14 protein-coding genes and 1 tRNA gene are annotated in these 17,685 nt (G+C 39.7%); 8 read left to right on the top strand and 7 right to left on the bottom strand.

Features of this window, described 5'->3' with window-relative positions:
* Window position 1: 1 nt before the first annotated feature.
* Window positions 2-78: transfer RNA gene (locus ON073_RS10205), tRNA-Asn, on the bottom strand.
* 1,367 nt (window positions 79-1,445) lie between these two features.
* Between ON073_RS10205 and ON073_RS10200 the strand changes: the two genes are divergently transcribed.
* The 4 genes from ON073_RS10200 (at window position 1,446) to ON073_RS10185 (ending at window position 8,407) form a co-directional block, all read left to right on the top strand.
* Window positions 1,446-2,828: an MATE family efflux transporter gene (locus tag ON073_RS10200; protein WP_274761788.1), complete on the top strand. Its 1,383-nt coding sequence runs from the start codon at window positions 1,446-1,448 to the stop codon at window positions 2,826-2,828.
* Window positions 2,829-2,836: 8 nt separating this feature from the next.
* Entirely contained in the window at window positions 2,837-4,852 is a 2,016-nt protein-coding gene (gene uvrB / locus ON073_RS10195) for an excinuclease ABC subunit UvrB (protein ID WP_274761787.1), read from the top strand.
* Window positions 4,845-5,774 (top strand): class I SAM-dependent methyltransferase, encoded by a 930-nt coding sequence (locus ON073_RS10190; RefSeq protein WP_274761786.1) that lies wholly within the window; start codon window positions 4,845-4,847, stop codon window positions 5,772-5,774. Before uvrB ends, ON073_RS10190 begins: the two co-directional genes overlap by 8 nt.
* A 137-nt stretch (window positions 5,775-5,911) precedes the next feature.
* On the top strand, window positions 5,912-8,407 hold the full coding sequence (locus ON073_RS10185; protein WP_274761785.1) for an acylase: 2,496 nt from the start codon (window positions 5,912-5,914) through the stop codon (window positions 8,405-8,407).
* A gap of 44 nt (window positions 8,408-8,451) precedes the next feature.
* Here ON073_RS10185 and ON073_RS10180 read toward each other — a convergent pair whose 3' ends face one another.
* The 4 genes from ON073_RS10180 to ON073_RS10170 all read right to left on the bottom strand — a co-directional run bounded on the left by ON073_RS10180 (window position 8,452) and on the right by ON073_RS10170 (window position 11,548).
* Complete coding sequence (locus ON073_RS10180) at window positions 8,452-8,694, bottom strand: hypothetical protein (protein WP_038642059.1); 243 nt, start codon at window positions 8,692-8,694, stop codon at window positions 8,452-8,454.
* A gap of 79 nt (window positions 8,695-8,773) precedes the next feature.
* Window positions 8,774-9,670: a sigma-54 interaction domain-containing protein gene (locus tag ON073_RS20590; RefSeq protein WP_446728524.1), complete on the bottom strand. Its 897-nt coding sequence runs from the start codon at window positions 9,668-9,670 to the stop codon at window positions 8,774-8,776.
* Between the two features lie 259 nt (window positions 9,671-9,929).
* Window positions 9,930-10,181 (bottom strand): response regulator transcription factor, encoded by a 252-nt coding sequence (locus tag ON073_RS20585; protein ID WP_446728523.1) that lies wholly within the window; start codon window positions 10,179-10,181, stop codon window positions 9,930-9,932.
* The gene (locus ON073_RS10170; RefSeq protein ID WP_274761783.1) at window positions 10,181-11,548 is read right to left on the bottom strand and encodes a HAMP domain-containing sensor histidine kinase; all 1,368 of its coding nucleotides are present in this window, start codon (window positions 11,546-11,548) and stop codon (window positions 10,181-10,183) included. The genes ON073_RS20585 and ON073_RS10170 overlap by 1 nt, the downstream gene beginning before the upstream one ends.
* Window positions 11,549-11,873: 325 nt before the next feature.
* On the opposite strand from ON073_RS10170, the gene ON073_RS10165 reads away from it, so the two are divergent.
* The 3 genes from ON073_RS10165 (at window position 11,874) to ON073_RS10155 (ending at window position 13,663) form a co-directional block, all read left to right on the top strand.
* Window positions 11,874-12,419, top strand: a complete 546-nt coding sequence (locus ON073_RS10165) for a hypothetical protein (RefSeq protein ID WP_274761781.1) — start codon at window positions 11,874-11,876, stop codon at window positions 12,417-12,419.
* Window positions 12,420-12,648: 229 nt separating this feature from the next.
* Window positions 12,649-12,984, top strand: a complete 336-nt coding sequence (locus tag ON073_RS10160) for a PadR family transcriptional regulator (RefSeq protein ID WP_274761780.1) — start codon at window positions 12,649-12,651, stop codon at window positions 12,982-12,984.
* Window positions 12,977-13,663 carry a hypothetical protein gene (locus ON073_RS10155; RefSeq protein WP_274761779.1) on the top strand — a complete coding sequence of 229 codons (687 nt, stop codon included), beginning with the start codon at window positions 12,977-12,979 and terminating at the stop codon, window positions 13,661-13,663. The genes ON073_RS10160 and ON073_RS10155 overlap by 8 nt, the downstream gene beginning before the upstream one ends.
* A gap of 65 nt (window positions 13,664-13,728) precedes the next feature.
* Here the strand turns inward: ON073_RS10155 and recR are convergent, their stop codons facing one another.
* Window positions 13,729-14,331 (bottom strand): recombination mediator RecR, encoded by a 603-nt coding sequence (gene recR / locus ON073_RS10150; RefSeq protein WP_274761778.1) that lies wholly within the window; start codon window positions 14,329-14,331, stop codon window positions 13,729-13,731.
* A 58-nt stretch (window positions 14,332-14,389) separates the two neighbouring features.
* Window positions 14,390-15,580: a hypothetical protein gene (locus ON073_RS10145; protein WP_274761777.1), complete on the bottom strand. Its 1,191-nt coding sequence runs from the start codon at window positions 15,578-15,580 to the stop codon at window positions 14,390-14,392.
* A 193-nt stretch (window positions 15,581-15,773) separates the two neighbouring features.
* Here ON073_RS10145 and htpG point away from each other — a divergent pair, with 193 nt between their 5' ends.
* Complete coding sequence (gene htpG, locus ON073_RS10140) at window positions 15,774-17,684, top strand: molecular chaperone HtpG (RefSeq protein ID WP_274761775.1); 1,911 nt, start codon at window positions 15,774-15,776, stop codon at window positions 17,682-17,684.
* Window position 17,685: the final 1 nt, after the last annotated feature.

Genomic DNA, 17,685 nt, shown 5'->3' with positions numbered 1-17,685 from the left:
TTGGCTCCCCCTCCCCGACTCGAACGGGGGACCTGCGGATTAACAGTCCGTCGCTCTAACCAACTGAGCTAAGGGGGAATGGCCTTCTCAACGGGGCGAAATATTAATGACAGCATGAGGAAGTGTCAACAACTATTATTTAAGAAAGTTAAAAAAGTGGTTTGAATGCGTATTTGTTGTTCAACTTGCTAGTTTTTTGACTTTTCTGTGGGTTATTTGGCCAGAAGAAAATGTTTAATATGGCAGTGTAGAGTGGGGAATACTCATTTTCATAAGGAAAGATAACTTAAATTACACAAATTTAATTTTTTAACGGTTATATTTTGTTTTTAATTAAAGTGTGTTTATAGATTTAAAGTTTTAATTAATGCCACTTTCAATTAATCCAGCAGCCAATAACGTTTTTAATGCAAGCAAACCTGATCTCGTCACTTAAAAAAACACCTTCATTATATAAGTAATAGCCACATTTTAGGGTCTGTTTACCTTTCAAGTTCGTTTTTGCAGCAGTTTTATTGGGTTTTATACAAGGCAGAGGCTGCGTGGCATAGTTATTCTATTTAAGTCAGCCGCCAACACAGTAGAAAACCCAATCAAGCGCTGCCGAACGGTTCTTTTGAACGCAGTTTTCTCATTGTTGCCTAACACGGAACTAGGTAAGGGGCGTGAGTTGGACGCGGAAGCTTTGCTCGATATTCGCTTATATTGCTAGGCCACTCATCGAGTGTTGCGATAAATGCATGCTCAAACAGAGCAAAAATAGAACAGCAAAGATCAACAGTCCCTTGTCTGAAGACTCAAATTGCTATGCATTTGGAGTTACACCGCGCTAGCAAGTGTAATTAAAAAAACCGTTAAAGCCATACTTTTAGTGCTCGATAATTGCGACTGACAACAAAATATTTGGCATAAATATGTGCTAATGAAAAAGTATCAACATTAAATTTTATTCACTAAATATTCTAAAATTAACTTTTGTAATTTCATTATAAAAATTTACAACCGCTTATTAATAAAGGGCTGTATTTAGTTATCCACTAAATCTGTGGATAACTCTGTTTATGAAACTTTGAGAACATATTCGAGCCCTTTATTTCTCGGCCGTAAGAGAAATGCAATAGTTTTAAGTAAAAAAATATTCCATATAAAAATCAATACCTTATTTAAGTTGGTTCTTTTTGGTTAAGAAACGTTCGAAATCTTGTTGCGGTATATTTATTGTTCAAGTTGTTGTGCAAAAACTAGTCTGACGCCATGTTGTTAGCTGTTACTAACTGAGTATCTATTGCAATTCCGTCATATTTCTTTGTAAAAGTTGTAAACCAAATGGCTTGTATGTTTACTTTTTATTTACATGGTATTTTTGCTTATTCAAAATATCAAATTGAGATGGTATCAACGCGTTCATTTCATTAGAATGTTGCCGTGCTTAAATAAGGGTTCTCATGCAACAATCTAAATCGCAAAAAGAAAACAGTACCGCATCGCTTCTTGAAGCGCCTATCGATAAAACGCTTGTGAAAATGACAGTCCCGATGATCTTCGGCATGATCACATTAATGCTTTTTAATATCGTCGATACTTTTTTTGTCAGTATGTTAGGCACAGACCAACTCGCTGCGATTAGTTTCACCTTTCCAGTGACTTTTACCGTAATTAGTTTGGCGATAGGCTTAAGCATTGCAACATCAGCGATTATTGCAAAGGCACTTGGTGCTAATAATAAAGCAGAGGCACGCTTTGATGGCGCAGTGGCATTAATTGTCTCAGCTTTATTGGTACTTATTACTTCATTTATTGGTTATCTCTTAATTAATCCAATTTTTACTTTGCTGGGTGCAACACCTGATCTGTTAGTTTATATCCATGATTATATGGCTGTGTGGTTTGTTGGTAGTGCACTATTAATTACCCCTATGATCGGCAATGCCGTTTTACGTGCCAGCGGTGATACAAAAACACCGAGCATCATTATGGGGGGAGCCGGAGTAATAAATGCCATTCTCGACCCAATTTTAATTTTCGGCTTTGGCCCAGTACCTGCCCTTGGTATTCAGGGGGCCGCAATTGCAAGTGTAATCGCTTGGTCATTTGGTGTGGCATTTATACTTTATTTACTTATTATTAAACGCAAATTGGTGGCTTGGGAAAAGTGCCAACAAAGCTTTATGTCTGCCACCATGAAAATGCTTAAAATTGGTGTTCCTGCAGCCAGTGCAAATATGCTCACGCCCATTGCGATGGCAATTATGACCGCGATAGTTGCAACATATGGAGCACATGCTGTCGCAGCGTTTGGGGTTGGCAGTCGTATAGAATCAATTGCTAGTATTGTTGTACTAGCACTCTCAATGACCTTACCGCCTTTTATTAGTCAGAACTTTGGTGCCAATCGCTATGATCGCGTAGAACAGGCGTATTTGATCAGCCTGAAGTTTGTCCTCGTATGGCAATTTATCATTTATTTGGTGCTTATCGCACTCAGTGGTGTAATCGGCCATATTTTTGCTAAAGAGCAAAATGTTATCGATGTGATTAAGCTGTTTATTTATATTTTACCGCTGGGTTATGGCTTACAAGGTATCATTATCCTAACTAATTCTTCTTTAAATGCATTGCATAAGCCAATGCATGCACTGGTATTAAGTATTGTTCGCTTATTTGTATTTTATTTACCCTTTGCTTATGTAGGCAGTTTAATCGGCGATTTAAAAGGGCTCTTTATCGGTGCACTGATTGGTAATTTATGCACGGCTCTGGTGTCCTATAACTGGTTTAAAAAACAAATTACACAGTGCCAAAGTAATATTTCATCACAAACGGCTTAGGAGACACTATGAGTAAAGATGGAGTAACTGATTTTAAATTAGTATCGCCTTTTAAACCCAGTGGTGATCAACCAACTGCTATCACACAATTAGTGGATGGTTTAGAAGCGGGCCTTGCCCACCAAACCTTGTTGGGCGCAACGGGTACAGGTAAAACCTTTACCATGGCCAATGTTATCGCAGAGCTAAATCGCCCAACCATTATTTTGGCACATAACAAAACGCTTGCAGCTCAGCTTTATGGTGAAATGAAAGAGTTCTTTCCTGATAATGCGGTAGAGTATTTTGTTTCTTACTACGATTATTACCAACCTGAAGCCTATGTGGTTGCAAGTGATACTTTTATCGAAAAAGACGCTTCAATTAACGACCACATAGAGCAAATGCGTTTATCAGCCACTAAGGCTTTATTAGAGCGCAAAGACGTTATTATCGTTGCGTCAGTGTCTGCCATTTATGGTTTAGGCGATCCTGACTCTTATCTAAAAATGATGTTGCTGATTAAACAGGGCGATACGGTTGATCAGCGCGACTTACTGCGCAGGCTCGCTGAATTGCAATACACGCGCAATGATATCGACTTTCAACGCGGTACGTATCGTGTGCGTGGTGAAGTCATTGATATTTTCCCTGCTGAATCAGAAACCATGGCAATTCGGGTTGAAATGTTTGACGATGAAGTGGACCGTATCAGTATTTTTGATCCGCTCACAGGTGCAGTGGAAAGGCACATTATCCGTGCCACAATTTACCCAAAAACCCACTATGTAACGCCACGCGAGAAAATTTTAGCGGCAATTGACAATATTAAAGAAGAGTTGAAAATTCGCCGTAAACAGCTGCTTGATAATAACCGTTTAGTTGAAGAGCAAAGGGTTGCCCAGCGCACCCAATACGATATTGAAATGATGAGTGAGCTGGGCTATTGCTCTGGCATTGAAAACTACTCGCGTTATTTATCGGGAAGAGCACCTGGCGAGCCACCACCGACCTTGCTTGATTATTTACCTGATGAAGCCTTAATGATCATTGATGAATCGCACGTTACAGTATCGCAAGTAGGTGCGATGTATCGTGGCGATCGCAGCCGAAAAGAAAACTTGGTTGAATATGGTTTCCGTTTGCCATCAGCGCTAGATAACCGTCCATTAAAGTTTGAAGAATTTGAAGCGATTTCACCGCAAACCATTTATGTATCAGCGACCCCAGGCGATTACGAATTAGAGCGCTCTAATAACGAAGTGGCCGAGCAAGTTATTCGTCCAACAGGTTTACTTGACCCTGAACTTGAAATTCGCCCTGTAGCCACACAAGTTGATGATTTACTCTCCGAGATATACAAACGAGTGGAACTTAATGAGCGTGTGCTGGTAACAACCCTAACCAAACGCATGGCGGAAGACCTATCTGATTACTTAAACGATCACGATGTCAAAGTACGTTATCTGCATTCAGACATTGATACCGTTGAACGTGTTGAAATTATTCGCGATTTACGCGCTGGCGTATTTGATGTACTGGTCGGAATTAACTTGCTTCGTGAAGGCTTAGATATGCCTGAAGTGTCACTTGTTGCTATTTTAGATGCCGACAAGGAAGGTTTCTTACGCTCAACACGATCGCTTATTCAGACTATTGGTCGCGCTGCGCGTCACATTAATGGCCGGGCTATTTTATATGCTGATCGTATCACTGATTCAATGAAACGAGCGATTGATGAAACCGAACGTCGCCGCAGCATTCAGCATCAGTACAACCTTGATAATGGCATTACGCCACAAGCACTGAATAAGAAAATCACCGACATTATGGATGTCGGTGAGCAAGTTGATGCCAAAGACGCTAAGCCTCCCAAATCGCGTACGGTGGCTCACAAAGAAATTTTATCTGCGGATGAAATTAATAAGAAAATTAAACAATTGGAATCTGACATGCTGGCGTTTGCACGCGACCTTGAATTTGAAAAGGCAGCAAAAGTACGTGACGAAATCCAACAATTACATCAAGAACTGATTAATGCCTAAAATTGATTTAACCCATTTACTGGCTGCCATTGCAAAGGGCGCGCCATTTAGCGATGAAGTGTGTCGTGTCTATCACGGTCGTGGCGATAGCCAAGGTGATACCAACTTCATTAATTTGGATTGGTATCCACCATATTTATTTTTAGCCTGTTATAACCCCATTGAAGATGATGCGCAAACTGAGTTAACACATGCCGTTTGGCAAGCACAGCAACAAGCTGGCTTTAATGCAAGTGGCTTAGTGTTTCAATATCGGGCTGGTCGCGATACACAGGTCTCTGTGCCATTTGGTGAAGTACCTGAGCGGTTTGAAGTTAATGAGCTTGGTGCGAGCTATTGGGTGCAACTGACAAAAACGCAAAATACTGGGATTTTCCCCGATATGCGTGAAGGGCGTGCATTTGTTAAAAACAACAGTAGAGATGCAAAAGTACTTAACTTGTTTTCCTATACCTGTGCATTTTCAGTGATTGCTAAATTAGGGGGCGCGCATCAAGTCATTAATATGGATATGAATAAGTCTGTGTTAAGAACCGGTGCTGATAATCATCGTTTAAACAATGTGGCTGAAAATATAAGTTATTTACCTCACGATATTTTGAAGTCCTTTGGTAAATTAAAAAAAGCTGCGCCATTTGATGTGATAGTGGTCGATCCGCCTAGCTTTCAAAAAGGGAGTTTTGTGCTGACCAAAGATTATCAAAAAATACTGCGCCGTTTACCGGATCTGTGTCATAACGACACCCAGTTGTTGCTATGTGCAAATAGCCCAGATGTCAGTGAAAGCATGTTTATTGAAATGATAGCACTCGCCACCGAAGGTAAGCTATCACTGGTCGAGCGGTTACCAGCCGCGCCGCGCTTTGAAGAGCAGGATGGTGCTAACTTAAAAGCTATGGTGTATCGATTATCGGTAAATTAGAGTATTTATTTCAATAACTTATAGTAATTACACTAATTAGAATTATTTCATATTTATGGATCTTGTGTTGCCTTGCTAGGATGGTCTTAGTGTGTCTTTCACACAGCATGGAACTCAAATAATAAATTGGAATAATTATGAAATTAAAACTCGCCCTTATTGCGAGCTCAATATTAGGTTTAACCGCCTGTGGTGTTGACTACGAGGTTGAACCTATTACTCCCGAGCCCGAGCAACCGTCCGTATTACATGCTTTTGATCCTGATGGCACCTTATCTGCCTCAATCCGCTGGACAGATTACGGTGTGCCGCATATCACTGCAGATAACTTACAAAGCTTAGCGTTTGGCTCAGGTTATGCGTATGCCAAAGATAATATGTGTATTTTGGCAGATCAAATTGTCAAAGTAAGTTCCGAGCGCTCTAAATACTTTGGCCCAGATAAAGTGCCTGGCTCTGGTGATAGCGCAAATATTATTTCCGATTTCGGCCATAAAGCATTGCGAGTAATGGAGCAGGCAACAGCACGCTACGATGAAATGAGCGAGCGTTCACGTGCACTCGTTGAAGGTTATGTGGCAGGTTACAATAAATATCTAGCAGAAACGCCAGTTGCAGAGCGCGACCCTCACTGTGGTGCAGCACCATGGCTTAAACCTATCGAAAAAGAGCAGCTTGTTGCATACATGTTCTCAACCTCGCAACTTGCTAGTGGCCTACGCTTTTTAGATACGTCATTTTACGCAAATCCAGCGATGGGTGATGAGTATTTGCCGCGTTTTCCTCGTTTAGAAGGCAGTGAAAAACCTTTTTCGATGTCATTCCAAGCCAGTGCCCCCGATTTAGATTTGGGCGATTTAGGCTCAAATGCCTGGGCAATTGGTAAAGATGCAAGCGACAATGGCAAAGGAATTTTACTCGCTAATCCACATTTTCCATTTACCGGTCACCTGCGTTTTTGGCAATCGCATTTAACCATTCCAGGCCATATGGATGTAATGGGCGCTGGTTTGCAAGGGATGCCGGGTATTGTCAACATCGGTTTCAATCAGCACCTTGGTTGGACTCATACGGTATCTAAGTCACGCCGTTTTGTTACTTACCGTTTAGACCTTGCTGAAAATAATCCGATGCAATATGTGGTTGATGGCGAAACCAAAGATATTTCAAAACAAACTTATTTAGTTGAAGTGATGATAGCGCCGGGTTCTACCATGTACTTGGCAAAAGATTATTACTATAGCCACCATGGGTTAATGATAGAAACCCCGCCGACAATTCCATTATTCCCTTGGGATGACAAACACGCGTTTACATTAAAAGACGCGAGTGAGTTTAATATGGATTTAATCGACCATTGGTTGGCGCTTAACTTAGCAACTAATTTGGATGAATTTCAACAAGCATTCAAAGACTACAACGGTATTCCTTGGGTTAATACTATGTATGCTGATAATGCCGGTAATGCCTTTTACATCGATAAAAGCAACGTACTTAATTTGAATGACACCGCGCTTTCAATCATGCGTACAGAGCCAACATTAGTGGCAACACGTAATATGCTGGGTTTTGATGTGCTCCCAGGCAATACCGCGCTATTTGAAGCCAATGGCTTAAATAGCTATGAACAAGCGCCAAAACTATTGCGTAGTGATTATATTCAAAATTCTAACGATTCTTATTGGGCAACTAATCCAGCAGAGCCTTTGTCAGGTTATTCTATTTTGTATGGGGATGATTTGTCGCCTCTGTCATTGCGTACGCGTATGAGCTTAAAAATGTTAACAGACAGCCGAGGTGAAGATGCACTCTTTAATGCTGCGGAAGTAGAGTCGGCGCTTTTCAGTAATCGTAGTTATTTACACGAATTAGTTGGCAATGAACTGATTGCTCAATGTGAGGCAAATGGCGCAAATCCGATTGCGGTCACAGACTCGGTATCGGTTGATGTGTCAAAGGCGTGCACAATTTTGAAAAATTGGGATGGGCGCTTTAATTTAACCAGTAAAGGTGGCCAAATTTTACGTGAGTTTGCATATAACTTTAATGCAAAGGCGCAGCTTACCGTGCCGTTTGATGTAGCCGATCCGGCGAATACACCAAGCTCATTGATTACTGATGGCTCGGCACTATGGTCGCTAGCCAAAGCCGTTGCGGATTTACAAAAAGCCAATATTGCACTTGATGCGCCGTTATCAGAAATTCAATTTGCTGAAAAAACACTAGCTAATGGTCTAGGCAGTGGGGTTATTTACCCATGGGCTGGGGCGAAGCACGTAGAGGGTGGGTTTAATATTTTCTCATCAGCAGAAAGTGACGATACCCTTTATGCTATTCATCAATACCCACGAGCTAAATCGGTAACTACCGATAGCACTCTTGCGTCAGGCCTCGCAAATGATGTGGGTTACCATGTGAATTATGGTTCAAGCTGGATGTTTGTTGTTAACTTTAAAGACGACGGCCCCGAGGCACGTGGTTTATTAAGCTATTCACAATCGAGCAATGACAACTCAGCACATATGGATGACCAAACTAAACATTACTCTGAGACAACCCGTTTGCGTCCAATACTATTTAAAGAAAGTGACATTGCAACGAGTACCATTGAATCAATGGAAATCAGCCAGTAATTTTTAGACAAATAAAAAGCGCCAAGTGGATACTTGGCGCTTTTTTATAGTTTATTAATCTCTTTGGCTACTTGATAACCTTCATCAGTCACTATTTTTTCAAGTACTTGTACACGTTCAGTTAGCTTGTTTATTTGTTGTTTTAGCTCATCGGTTTGTGCGTCACTTGCTTGATTATGCTTTAGTGTTTTTTCTTTAAACTTAATATGTTTGTTATACATATCAGCAAGTACACCAAAACCCACAGAGAAAAACACAATCATTACCACCATTGTTGTTCCGCTCATTGTCACTCCTAACTTTTTCTTAATGTTGTAATTAGCTTAATGCAAAACGGATCAGTAAGTGAAGTTTAATGATAAACGGCTATATTTGGTGTTTTTCGAGCCGATACAAAAAGGCTTTGTAGCTTAATCCTAATAATTTAGCTGCAGCGGTTTTGTTATTATCCGCACGTTTACAAGCTTGCAGTAATATATCGCGTTCAAATTGATGCCAATCAATACCCTCATCTGGGATCACAAATTGCTCGCTTTGAGCAGGTGATTGGCTATTGTGGTTAAGGCTTTCTATTAACTCATTTTCATCACCAAGAAGGGCATAGCGCTCAATACAATTTGATAATTGCCTTACATTACCAGGCCATGAATAACTGAGTAACTGTTTTAAAGTTGTTGCACTTAATTGCTGTTCTTGACTGCCATACTGCTGGCAAAATTTAGTTTTAAAGTGATGAATCAATTTACCAATATCCTCAGTACGCTCACGAAGGGCAGGCATATGAATAGGCACTACGTTTAAGCGGTAATATAAATCTTCACGAAACAAGCCTTCTTCCACTTGTGCTAACAGTTGCTTATGGCTTGCTGCAATTACACGCACATCAACAGAAACTTCCTCGTGGCAACCAAGCGGGGTAATCACACCCTCTTGTAAAAAACGTAGCAGTTTTGTTTGTAATTGAGGGCTAAGCTCGGCAACTTCATCTAGAAATAGCGTACCACCATCTGCTGCGGCAAATTTACCGAGTTTGTCTTGGTTTGCTCCGGTAAATGCACCTTTTTTGGCACCAAATAATTCTGCCTCTGCGATGGACTCAGGAATGGCGCCGCAGTTGATGGCTATAAAAGGGGAATCTTTGCGCGGTGATATTTTATGTAATGCGCGCGCGGCAAGTTCTTTACCTGTGCCACTTTCACCACTAATTAATACGGTTGCGCTGGTGGAGGCGACTTTTTCGATGCGCTGAAATACCTTTTGCATACAGGGCGCACTACCTATCAACTCGACCATGGTATCTTGCTGGCTAAGTTGGCTATTGAGCGTTTGATTTGCTAACCGAAGTTGATTGGCTTTGTTTGCTTTAGCCAGTGCTAGTAGCAATTCTTGGCGCTGAAAAGGTTTAGCTAAGTAGTCATCGGCGCCTTTTTCAATTGCAAGAGCAGCGTGATCGATGGAGCCATAAGCGGTTGCAATCACAATACCAACAGGAAAATTATTGCTGCGCGCAAATTCAAGTAAATTAAGTTGCAATCACAATACCAACAGGAAAATTATTGCTGCGCGCAAATTCAAGTAAATTAAGGCCGCTTAATTGACCTAACTTCCAATCACTAAAGATTAAACTAATTTGGCTATTAGCTTTTAAAGCGACGATAGCTTCTTCTACGCTAGAAGTTGCCGTAACAATAAAGCCTTCAGCACTAAGCATTGACGCAATAAGTTCATTTTGCGCAATATCATCTTCTACCAATAAAATATGTGCGTTTTCCATTACAGCTCTCTTTTAAAAATTGCGCGAAAGTGACTGCCATGCGCATCACTATTTATGAGAAGAATATCACCACCGTAATATAAATTAATGATTTGCTTGGCAAGGTAAAGACCAATGCCGGCACCATCGGGTTTATCACTGACGTGCGGGCTAAATAAATGGGGCTTTATTTCAGCGCATACCCCGTTGCCCTTATCGAAAACATCAACATGTATTTCAGACTCTTTTTCACACACGTCTACTTTAATTGCGTTGTTATTTTTGCCAGCTTCAACGCCATTCACAAGAAGTGTATGAAGAATGCTGCGTATCTCCGTTTCTAACCCGGTTATTTTAAGGTGGTTATCGCAATTAATCGTGATCGGGGTTGCTTCGTTTAATAACTCTAATTTGATGTCATTAAGTACCGCATTAATAGGTACTTGCACGGTACGCTCAACTTTACCTTTCGATAAGGTAAGCAAAGCATTAATGTTTTTGTCGATATGCTCAATTTTGGTATGTGCAATTTGCTCAAGTTTGGCGCGATTTTCCTCTGGTGCTTTAAAATACTGATCAATGGTTAAATTAAGAGTATGCACAGGATTACGAAGTGCATGAGCAATGCCACGGCTTAGTTCACCTAATTGTGCTAAGTGTTTTTTCTGCTCCATTTTGTGCTGTTCTTTAGCAAAATTGGCAAGTTTAGCGCTCATAGAGTTAAATTGTTGAGCACAACGTTTTAATTCAGTCACACCCTTTGGTGGAATTTGAATACCTAATTTATCTTTGTCTAATTCATCCATGGCGCCGATTAATTGATTAATCGGTTGTGTAATTTTATTGGTAAGCCAAAGCGCCAATAACAGAGCTATTGCCGATGAAATCGCAATGCTCCAGAGAATCAAATGGGTAAAACGCTCAAAGCTAGAACTGTCTGTCAGGTATTCGGTTGATATTTGATGATGTAACTGCATATTATCGAGATTATCAACCGCCATAAACACCGCTTCGATTTGCTCAGCATTTTTGCTAAAAATTTCAATACTGCGCTCGTTATCTGAATCGAGCACTATTTGTCGTTTTACAACGGTAGTGTTGCCGTCTGATGACTCAGATCCACTTGACCCATGACTATCATTTTCGGCGCTTATATGAAATTCAAATTTAACTTCTTTGTTGCTACCATCGTTAGGTGCAATTTCAATTAATTTTTTGCGTACTTTATCTTTTGTGGAGGTTAATATTTTTTCTGTTAAGCGTTCACTTTTATCAACAATTTCATTTTCAATTTGTTGTTTAAAATAAATCGTCAGAGCCGTTTGCACTAATGCGACACTTGCAAACAGAAACACCAACGTAATGATTAATAGTTTACGAATACTCAAAAAGCCATTCCTTAGGTTAAAAGCGTAACAATCTACATTACAAACTTTGTACCATAATACTTGCATTCATTTAAGCTGTTATAACACATTGAAAATTAGCTGATAATTTTTAAAAGACAAAAAAGTAATAGAAGAAGTAAATCGTTTCCAAGTTGATATATCCCGATATCAGGAGATTAGTAACCGCATATCAGTATCTATTTCAAGATGCCTCATAATGAATTTTTATAAATTACAATAAAATCAATGCATTAAAAATTGGCATGGTATTTCCAATAGGATTGGCTGTAACGAATTAACACAACCATAGAATAAGGAATTCATTATGTTACTGAAAAAAACACTACTATTACCTGTTATTGCGACATTAACCTTTGCAGGTACGAGTGCGATTGCTGGCGAACAAGAAAAGAAAGTAAAAGTGGTAGAAATGAAAACAGACGTAGAACTTGTTTCTGCTGATGGAGAACACGCGCCAATCAAATTGGTATTTGACGGTAAGCCAAGTGAAGAAGAAATTGAAAAGGCAATTGCTGATTTATCACCTGAAAAGCAAGAAAAAATCCGTAAAATTGTTAAAAACTTAAATGTTGAACACAGTGATGATGGCGTAAAAGTCTTTGCCTTTAAAACGGGTGATTCAGATGTTGAAAAGCATATCGAAATTCATTCAGATGCAGAATTTTCAACATCCGAAGGCAATAATGTGTTTGTAATGAGTGATGGCACTAAACATGCCCAAGTATTTAAGTTTAAATTTGAAGGTGAAGAAGGTGATGGTGCGTTCAAAGCAATTAAGCATTTACTTGAGTCAAGCGAATTAACACCAAATCAGATAGTTGAGCTGCAAAACATTTTAAGTCAAAAATAATCTAAATATTTCATCAAACGAAGCCAAACAGTATTAACAATATTTGGCTTCGTTTCTTCCCAAATTTCTTAACTTACTGAATTTATATTTTTATTTAATGTAACAACTCACCTCATGTTTATTAAGTTGTATCACGCTTTTTTCGTATATTAATACTACATTGTAGAATTAATTGGACGCATCAATTTATTTATTCTACATTGTGATAAAAATATTCATTAGTATCATTATGCAAGAAAAATATTTGGGCGAGTTTGAACAAATGGTAATGCTCGCCATTTTAAAATTAGCTGACAATGCCTATGGTGTTTCAATTCGTGAATTATTAATCGATGCTATTGGACGCGATGTGAGCGTGGGGGCGCTTTATACCACATTAGAGCGACTCGAGAAAAAAGGGTTGTTAACCAGCTCGCAGGGAGAAGCAATAGCTAAACGCGGCGGTCGTGCCAAAAAATTCTATGCCGTATCAGGGCAGGGAAAACAAGCATTAAACCGCTCTAAAAATGCGTTAGAAACACTTTGGCAGGGTATCCAGCTAAAGCAAAAGGCGCTTTATGCATAATTCAGCTCCATTAAAACAACCAGAAGATGAGGCGCTTTCAAAAGCGCTTGCGAACAAATTATTAGCATGGTCACTGCCAGAATCACTGGTTGATGCAGTGATTGGCGATCTTGAAGAAACGTATTTATTAAAACAACAACAAGGGCAGGCAAGTATTGTTCTTCAATACTGGTATTGGCAGCAAGCGCTGAATCTTGCATACCGTTTTATGCCGACAACACAACGAGGGTTAATTATGTTTATTCTGAGCTTAGTAGTATTTCTATCCATGATGGTATTTGGCATGGCGATGGGAGCGGATGTTTACGCGTTTATTGATGTACCATCAGCCATGCTGGTGTTTCCACCGGCCATTTTCTTTGCTATTGCCGCCACCTCTTGGCAAGATTTTCTCTTTGCTTTTGGCTGTGTTGTAAGCGAAAAAGGCGAATTCTGTGAAGAAGAACTTATTCAATCTAGACGGGTTTTTTCAGTGCTGGGCAATACGGCGATTTGGTGTGGTGGTATTACAACGCTTATTGGTTGGGTTGCGATGGCATCAAATATTCGAGCGGAAGAATTTAGTAGTGTGATAGGGCCGGCATTTGCGGTGTCAATTTTGACTTTTTATTACGGTGCAATTGTAAAACTGATTTGTTATGTGGCTGAGCAGCGTATTGCGTCGAAAATGTTAAATTAATAGCTTATGTAACCTTTTTAAAAAAGCCCATAACGTTTGTCGCTATGGGCTTTTTTGTGGCAAATTTAGTTAACTTTTTTTCTGCCTGAGAAGGCATGCGATAAAGTCATACCATCAACTAAATCAAGTTCTCCACCTACAGGTACACCGTGTGCAATACGGGATGCATTCACAGTGTGTTTAGCACAGATATCGGCAATGTAATGGGCTGTTGTTTCACCCTCAACAGTAGGGTTAGTGGCTAAAATTACTTCTTCGATGGTGCCGGATTTAAGCTGTTGCTCAAAAATATCAAGGCCAAGCTCCATAGGGCCAATTCCATCAAGAGGAGATAAATGCCCCATTAAAACAAAGTATCGGCCTTGAAATTGACCTGTTTGTTCAATAGCAAGGATATCTGTTGGTGATTCCACAACACACATTAGCCCTGAATCTTGGCGTTTTGGGCTTAAACAAATATCGCATTGTTCGGCTTCACAAAAAGTACGGCAGCTTTTGCAATGGCCAACGTTTTCCATTGCAAAGGTAAGGCTTTGACCTAATTGTCGACCGCCATCACGATCGTGTTCTAACAAGTGAAAGGCAATGCGTTGTGCAGATTTTGGCCCGATGCCCGGTAAGCATCTTAATGCTTCAACAAGTTGGCTAACGCCAGAGGTTAATTTCATACGGAGTTTGTATTTTCCAAATTTGCTATAACATACACTAAGTTATTAACTGAGCCAATTATTCGAAGTTAAGGTTTGTTGGTTTTTCTAAAAGATGCTTATTTGTGTCAACTTCTTCATAAAGTAGTTCGATATTGGGGTTTCTAATCCACATCTTACCTTTACTGATAAGTAATGTGCCAAAGGAAACAATTTCGGCAGTTTCATCGAATGGCAGTATTACTTCAACATCTTGCCAATCAGAACTGCCTCCTTCACTACTAAAACGTTGATTATCAAATGCCAATACATCGGTGTTCTTATCTTCAATACGCATCCAAATACTGGCGGTTGATTTAACAAATTGATGTTTTATTTGAGCACTAAATTTGATTGCTTTTACATCACTATCTTTAAAACGAAAACGTTTTAAAACAACACCAAATTCAGGTTCGTTTATTAAACTTTCAAGCAGTAATGCATTGCCATCTTGGCGTAAAGCATACTCGCCTTTTAGGTCATCGCTTATCCACCACTGTTGAATATTGGAAGTGTGTTCACCAATGGGTAATTGTCCAAATGGTTCTGTGTTATAACCAACAATATTAAGGTATTTGGTTCGCTCTGGGCCTTCGGCTTCTCTGTTAGGAGCTTGAGTTTGATATACTACAGTAGAATCTTTTGCGTCAACAGGTGCACTACTAAAGTTGAAATCATCAAACCATACTTGACCAGAACCAAGTAAGTTAGCAGAGTAGCTGATCACAGATGCATTATCAGGGATTAGCGCAATAATCGAAAAGCGCTGCCAACCCTTATTATATTCACTGGTATTAAAACTAATTTCAGCTCGTCTGATAACGTCGTCATTTTCATTAAAGATATCTAAGTCGAATAAGACCTCACCTGTTAAGTTTTGCGCTTTAAAATAACCTGAAAACTCAATTTTTTTATCATTATAAGCCGCAGCATTGATGGTTTGGCGAATCGAACCGCCACCTTCATCAATGGGTAATTTATTAATTATAAAAATGCTTTTATTACCCTCGTGAACCTGTTTTTTAGAAAAACCATACCGGTAATGACTGTAGGGGTAAGCATTAAAATGCCAACCAGGTAACTCAGGTTTTTTGTTAACAGTGAGCATTTGATGGCTACTTAAAAAATCAAAATGCGTTAATTGAACATTGCGGTCATGAATCGCTGAATAGATAAACGCGGTACCGCACAAAATTAATAAAAAGCCGATGGTACGAATAGCGATTGTCATTATTGTTATTTTATCAATATGTAATAGCCAATGATTGTAGCGAGAATAGGAACCATTTTAAACAACTCCACGTCTGTTTGATGCTAAATTCAGCAATACGGTGAGAATTAAATTTTTTCCCTTGAAATCTAAATTCTCAACCTTATATAAGTTTGCATATTGGTTAAAAACGAAGATTTTGACGGAGTTATCAATGTCTGCCCAAAAAGAAACATTCGGTTTTCAAACAGAAGTAAAGCAACTTCTACAGCTTATGATCCACTCTCTTTATTCAAATAAAGAGATCTTTTTACGCGAATTAGTATCAAATGCCTCGGATGCTGCTGATAAGTTACGTTTTTTAGCACTAGAAAATAATGACCTTTACGAAGGTAATGGTGAATTACGCGTTCGCATTAGTGCTGACAAAGACGCTAACACAGTGACGATTTCTGATAACGGCATCGGTATGACGCGTGATGAGGTGATCAGCTCTTTAGGTACCATTGCAAAATCAGGTACTGCCGAGTTTTTCCAAAATTTAACAGGTGACCAAGCTCGTGACTCACAATTAATCGGTCAGTTTGGTGTTGGTTTTTATTCAGCATTTATTGTTGCCGACAGTGTGACTGTTCGCACACGCAAAGCTGGTGAAACGCAGGCGACAGAATGGCACTCGCAAGGTGAAGGTGAATATACACTTGCTGATATCGAAAAAGCTGAGCGTGGTACTGAAATTATTCTTCACCTACGTGACGATGAAAAAGAATTCCTTGAAGAGTACCGTTTACGTTCAATCGTTACTAAATACTCAGATCACGTTTCAATTCCTGTCGAAATGTATCAAGCGCCAACAGAAGAGTCAGAAGGTCCTGATGGCGAAAAAATTCCAGCAACACCAGGTGAGTGGCAAGCAATTAACAAAGCAACCGCACTTTGGACGCGTGATAAGTCAGAAATTTCTGACGAAGAGTACAAAGAGTTTTACAAGCACGTTGGTCACGATTGGGAAGAGCCTCTAACATGGGCACACAATAAAGTAGAAGGTAAAACAGAGTACACAAGCCTACTTTATATCCCGAAAAAAGCACCATTTGATATGTGGAACCGCGACCGTCAACATGGTTTAAAACTGTATGTGCAACGCGTATTCATTATGGATGATGCTGAGCAGTTTATGCCTAACTACTTACGTTTTGTAAAAGGTCTATTAGATTCAAATGATCTACCACTTAACGTATCGCGCGAAATTCTTCAAGATAACAAAGTAACGCAAGCAATACGTAAAGGTTGTACATCACGCGTGCTTAAAATGCTTGACCGTATGGGTAAAAACAAGCCAGAAGAATATCAAACATTCTGGAATGAGTTTGGCCAAGTGATCAAAGAAGGTCCAGCGGAAGATATGACCAATAAAGAAGCAATTGCGAAGTTACTACGCTTTGCTTCTACTGATTCTGACCTAGAAACGCAAAATGTATCGCTTGAGCAATACATTGCACGTATGAAAGAAGGCCAGGATAAAATTTACTATGTAGTAGCGGATAGCTTCCAAGCAGCGAAAAGCTCTCCACACCTTGAGATCTTCCGTAAGAAAGGTATTGAAGTATTACTGCTTTCTGACCGTGTAGATGAATGGATGATGAGCCACTTAACAGAATTTGACGGCAAACAGCTTGCATCAATTACTCGTGGTGATTTAGATCTTGGTGATCTGGATGATGAAGAGAGCAAAAAAGAGCAAGAAGCTTCTGAAAAAGAAGTAGAAGGTTTAATTGAGCGTGTTAAAACAGCATTAGGCGATAAAGTAAAAGAAGTGCGCTTTACTCACCGTTTAACTGACTCACCAGCCTGTGTTGTTGCCGATGAACACGACATGAGCTCGCAAATGCAAAAGCTGATGGAACAAATCGGTCAACAAGCACCAGAAACTAAGCCTGTATTTGAATTAAACCCTGAGCACCAATTAGTGAAACACCTAAACAATGTTCAGAATGAAGATAATTTCGCACAATGGGCTGATGTTTTACTCGATCAAGCATTACTAGCTGAGCGAGGTAGCTTAAAAGACCCTGCGGGCTTTGTATCTCGCTTAAACAAACTGATGTTAGATTTAAGCAAGTAAC

This window comes from Pseudoalteromonas sp. G4 (assembly GCF_028875915.1).
In the GTDB taxonomy this organism is placed as follows: Bacteria; Pseudomonadota; Gammaproteobacteria; order Enterobacterales; family Alteromonadaceae; genus Pseudoalteromonas.
This window is presented reverse-complemented; position numbering and strand designations above follow the sequence as displayed.

What these genes read in the sequence shown, in the direction of transcription:
- ON073_RS10145 (WP_274761777.1), bottom strand. Translation starts at nt 15,580, where the DNA reads ATGACAATCGCTATTCGTACCATCGGCTTTTTATTAATTTTGTGCGGT.
- ON073_RS10180 (WP_038642059.1), bottom strand. Translation starts at nt 8,694, where the DNA reads ATGAGCGGAACAACAATGGTGGTAATGATTGTGTTTTTCTCTGTGGGT.
- ON073_RS20585 (WP_446728523.1), bottom strand. Translation starts at nt 10,181, where the DNA reads ATGGAAAACGCACATATTTTATTGGTAGAAGATGATATTGCGCAAAAT.
- ON073_RS10200 (WP_274761788.1), top strand. Translation starts at nt 1,446, where the DNA reads ATGCAACAATCTAAATCGCAAAAAGAAAACAGTACCGCATCGCTTCTT.
- ON073_RS10160 (WP_274761780.1), top strand. Translation starts at nt 12,649, where the DNA reads ATGCAAGAAAAATATTTGGGCGAGTTTGAACAAATGGTAATGCTCGCC.
- ON073_RS10155 (WP_274761779.1), top strand. Translation starts at nt 12,977, where the DNA reads ATGCATAATTCAGCTCCATTAAAACAACCAGAAGATGAGGCGCTTTCA.
- ON073_RS10185 (WP_274761785.1), top strand. Translation starts at nt 5,912, where the DNA reads ATGAAATTAAAACTCGCCCTTATTGCGAGCTCAATATTAGGTTTAACC.
- uvrB (WP_274761787.1), top strand. Translation starts at nt 2,837, where the DNA reads ATGAGTAAAGATGGAGTAACTGATTTTAAATTAGTATCGCCTTTTAAA.
- htpG (WP_274761775.1), top strand. Translation starts at nt 15,774, where the DNA reads ATGTCTGCCCAAAAAGAAACATTCGGTTTTCAAACAGAAGTAAAGCAA.
- ON073_RS20590 (WP_446728524.1), bottom strand. Translation starts at nt 9,670, where the DNA reads ATGCAAAAGGTATTTCAGCGCATCGAAAAAGTCGCCTCCACCAGCGCA.
- ON073_RS10190 (WP_274761786.1), top strand. Translation starts at nt 4,845, where the DNA reads ATGCCTAAAATTGATTTAACCCATTTACTGGCTGCCATTGCAAAGGGC.
- recR (WP_274761778.1), bottom strand. Translation starts at nt 14,331, where the DNA reads ATGAAATTAACCTCTGGCGTTAGCCAACTTGTTGAAGCATTAAGATGC.
- ON073_RS10165 (WP_274761781.1), top strand. Translation starts at nt 11,874, where the DNA reads ATGTTACTGAAAAAAACACTACTATTACCTGTTATTGCGACATTAACC.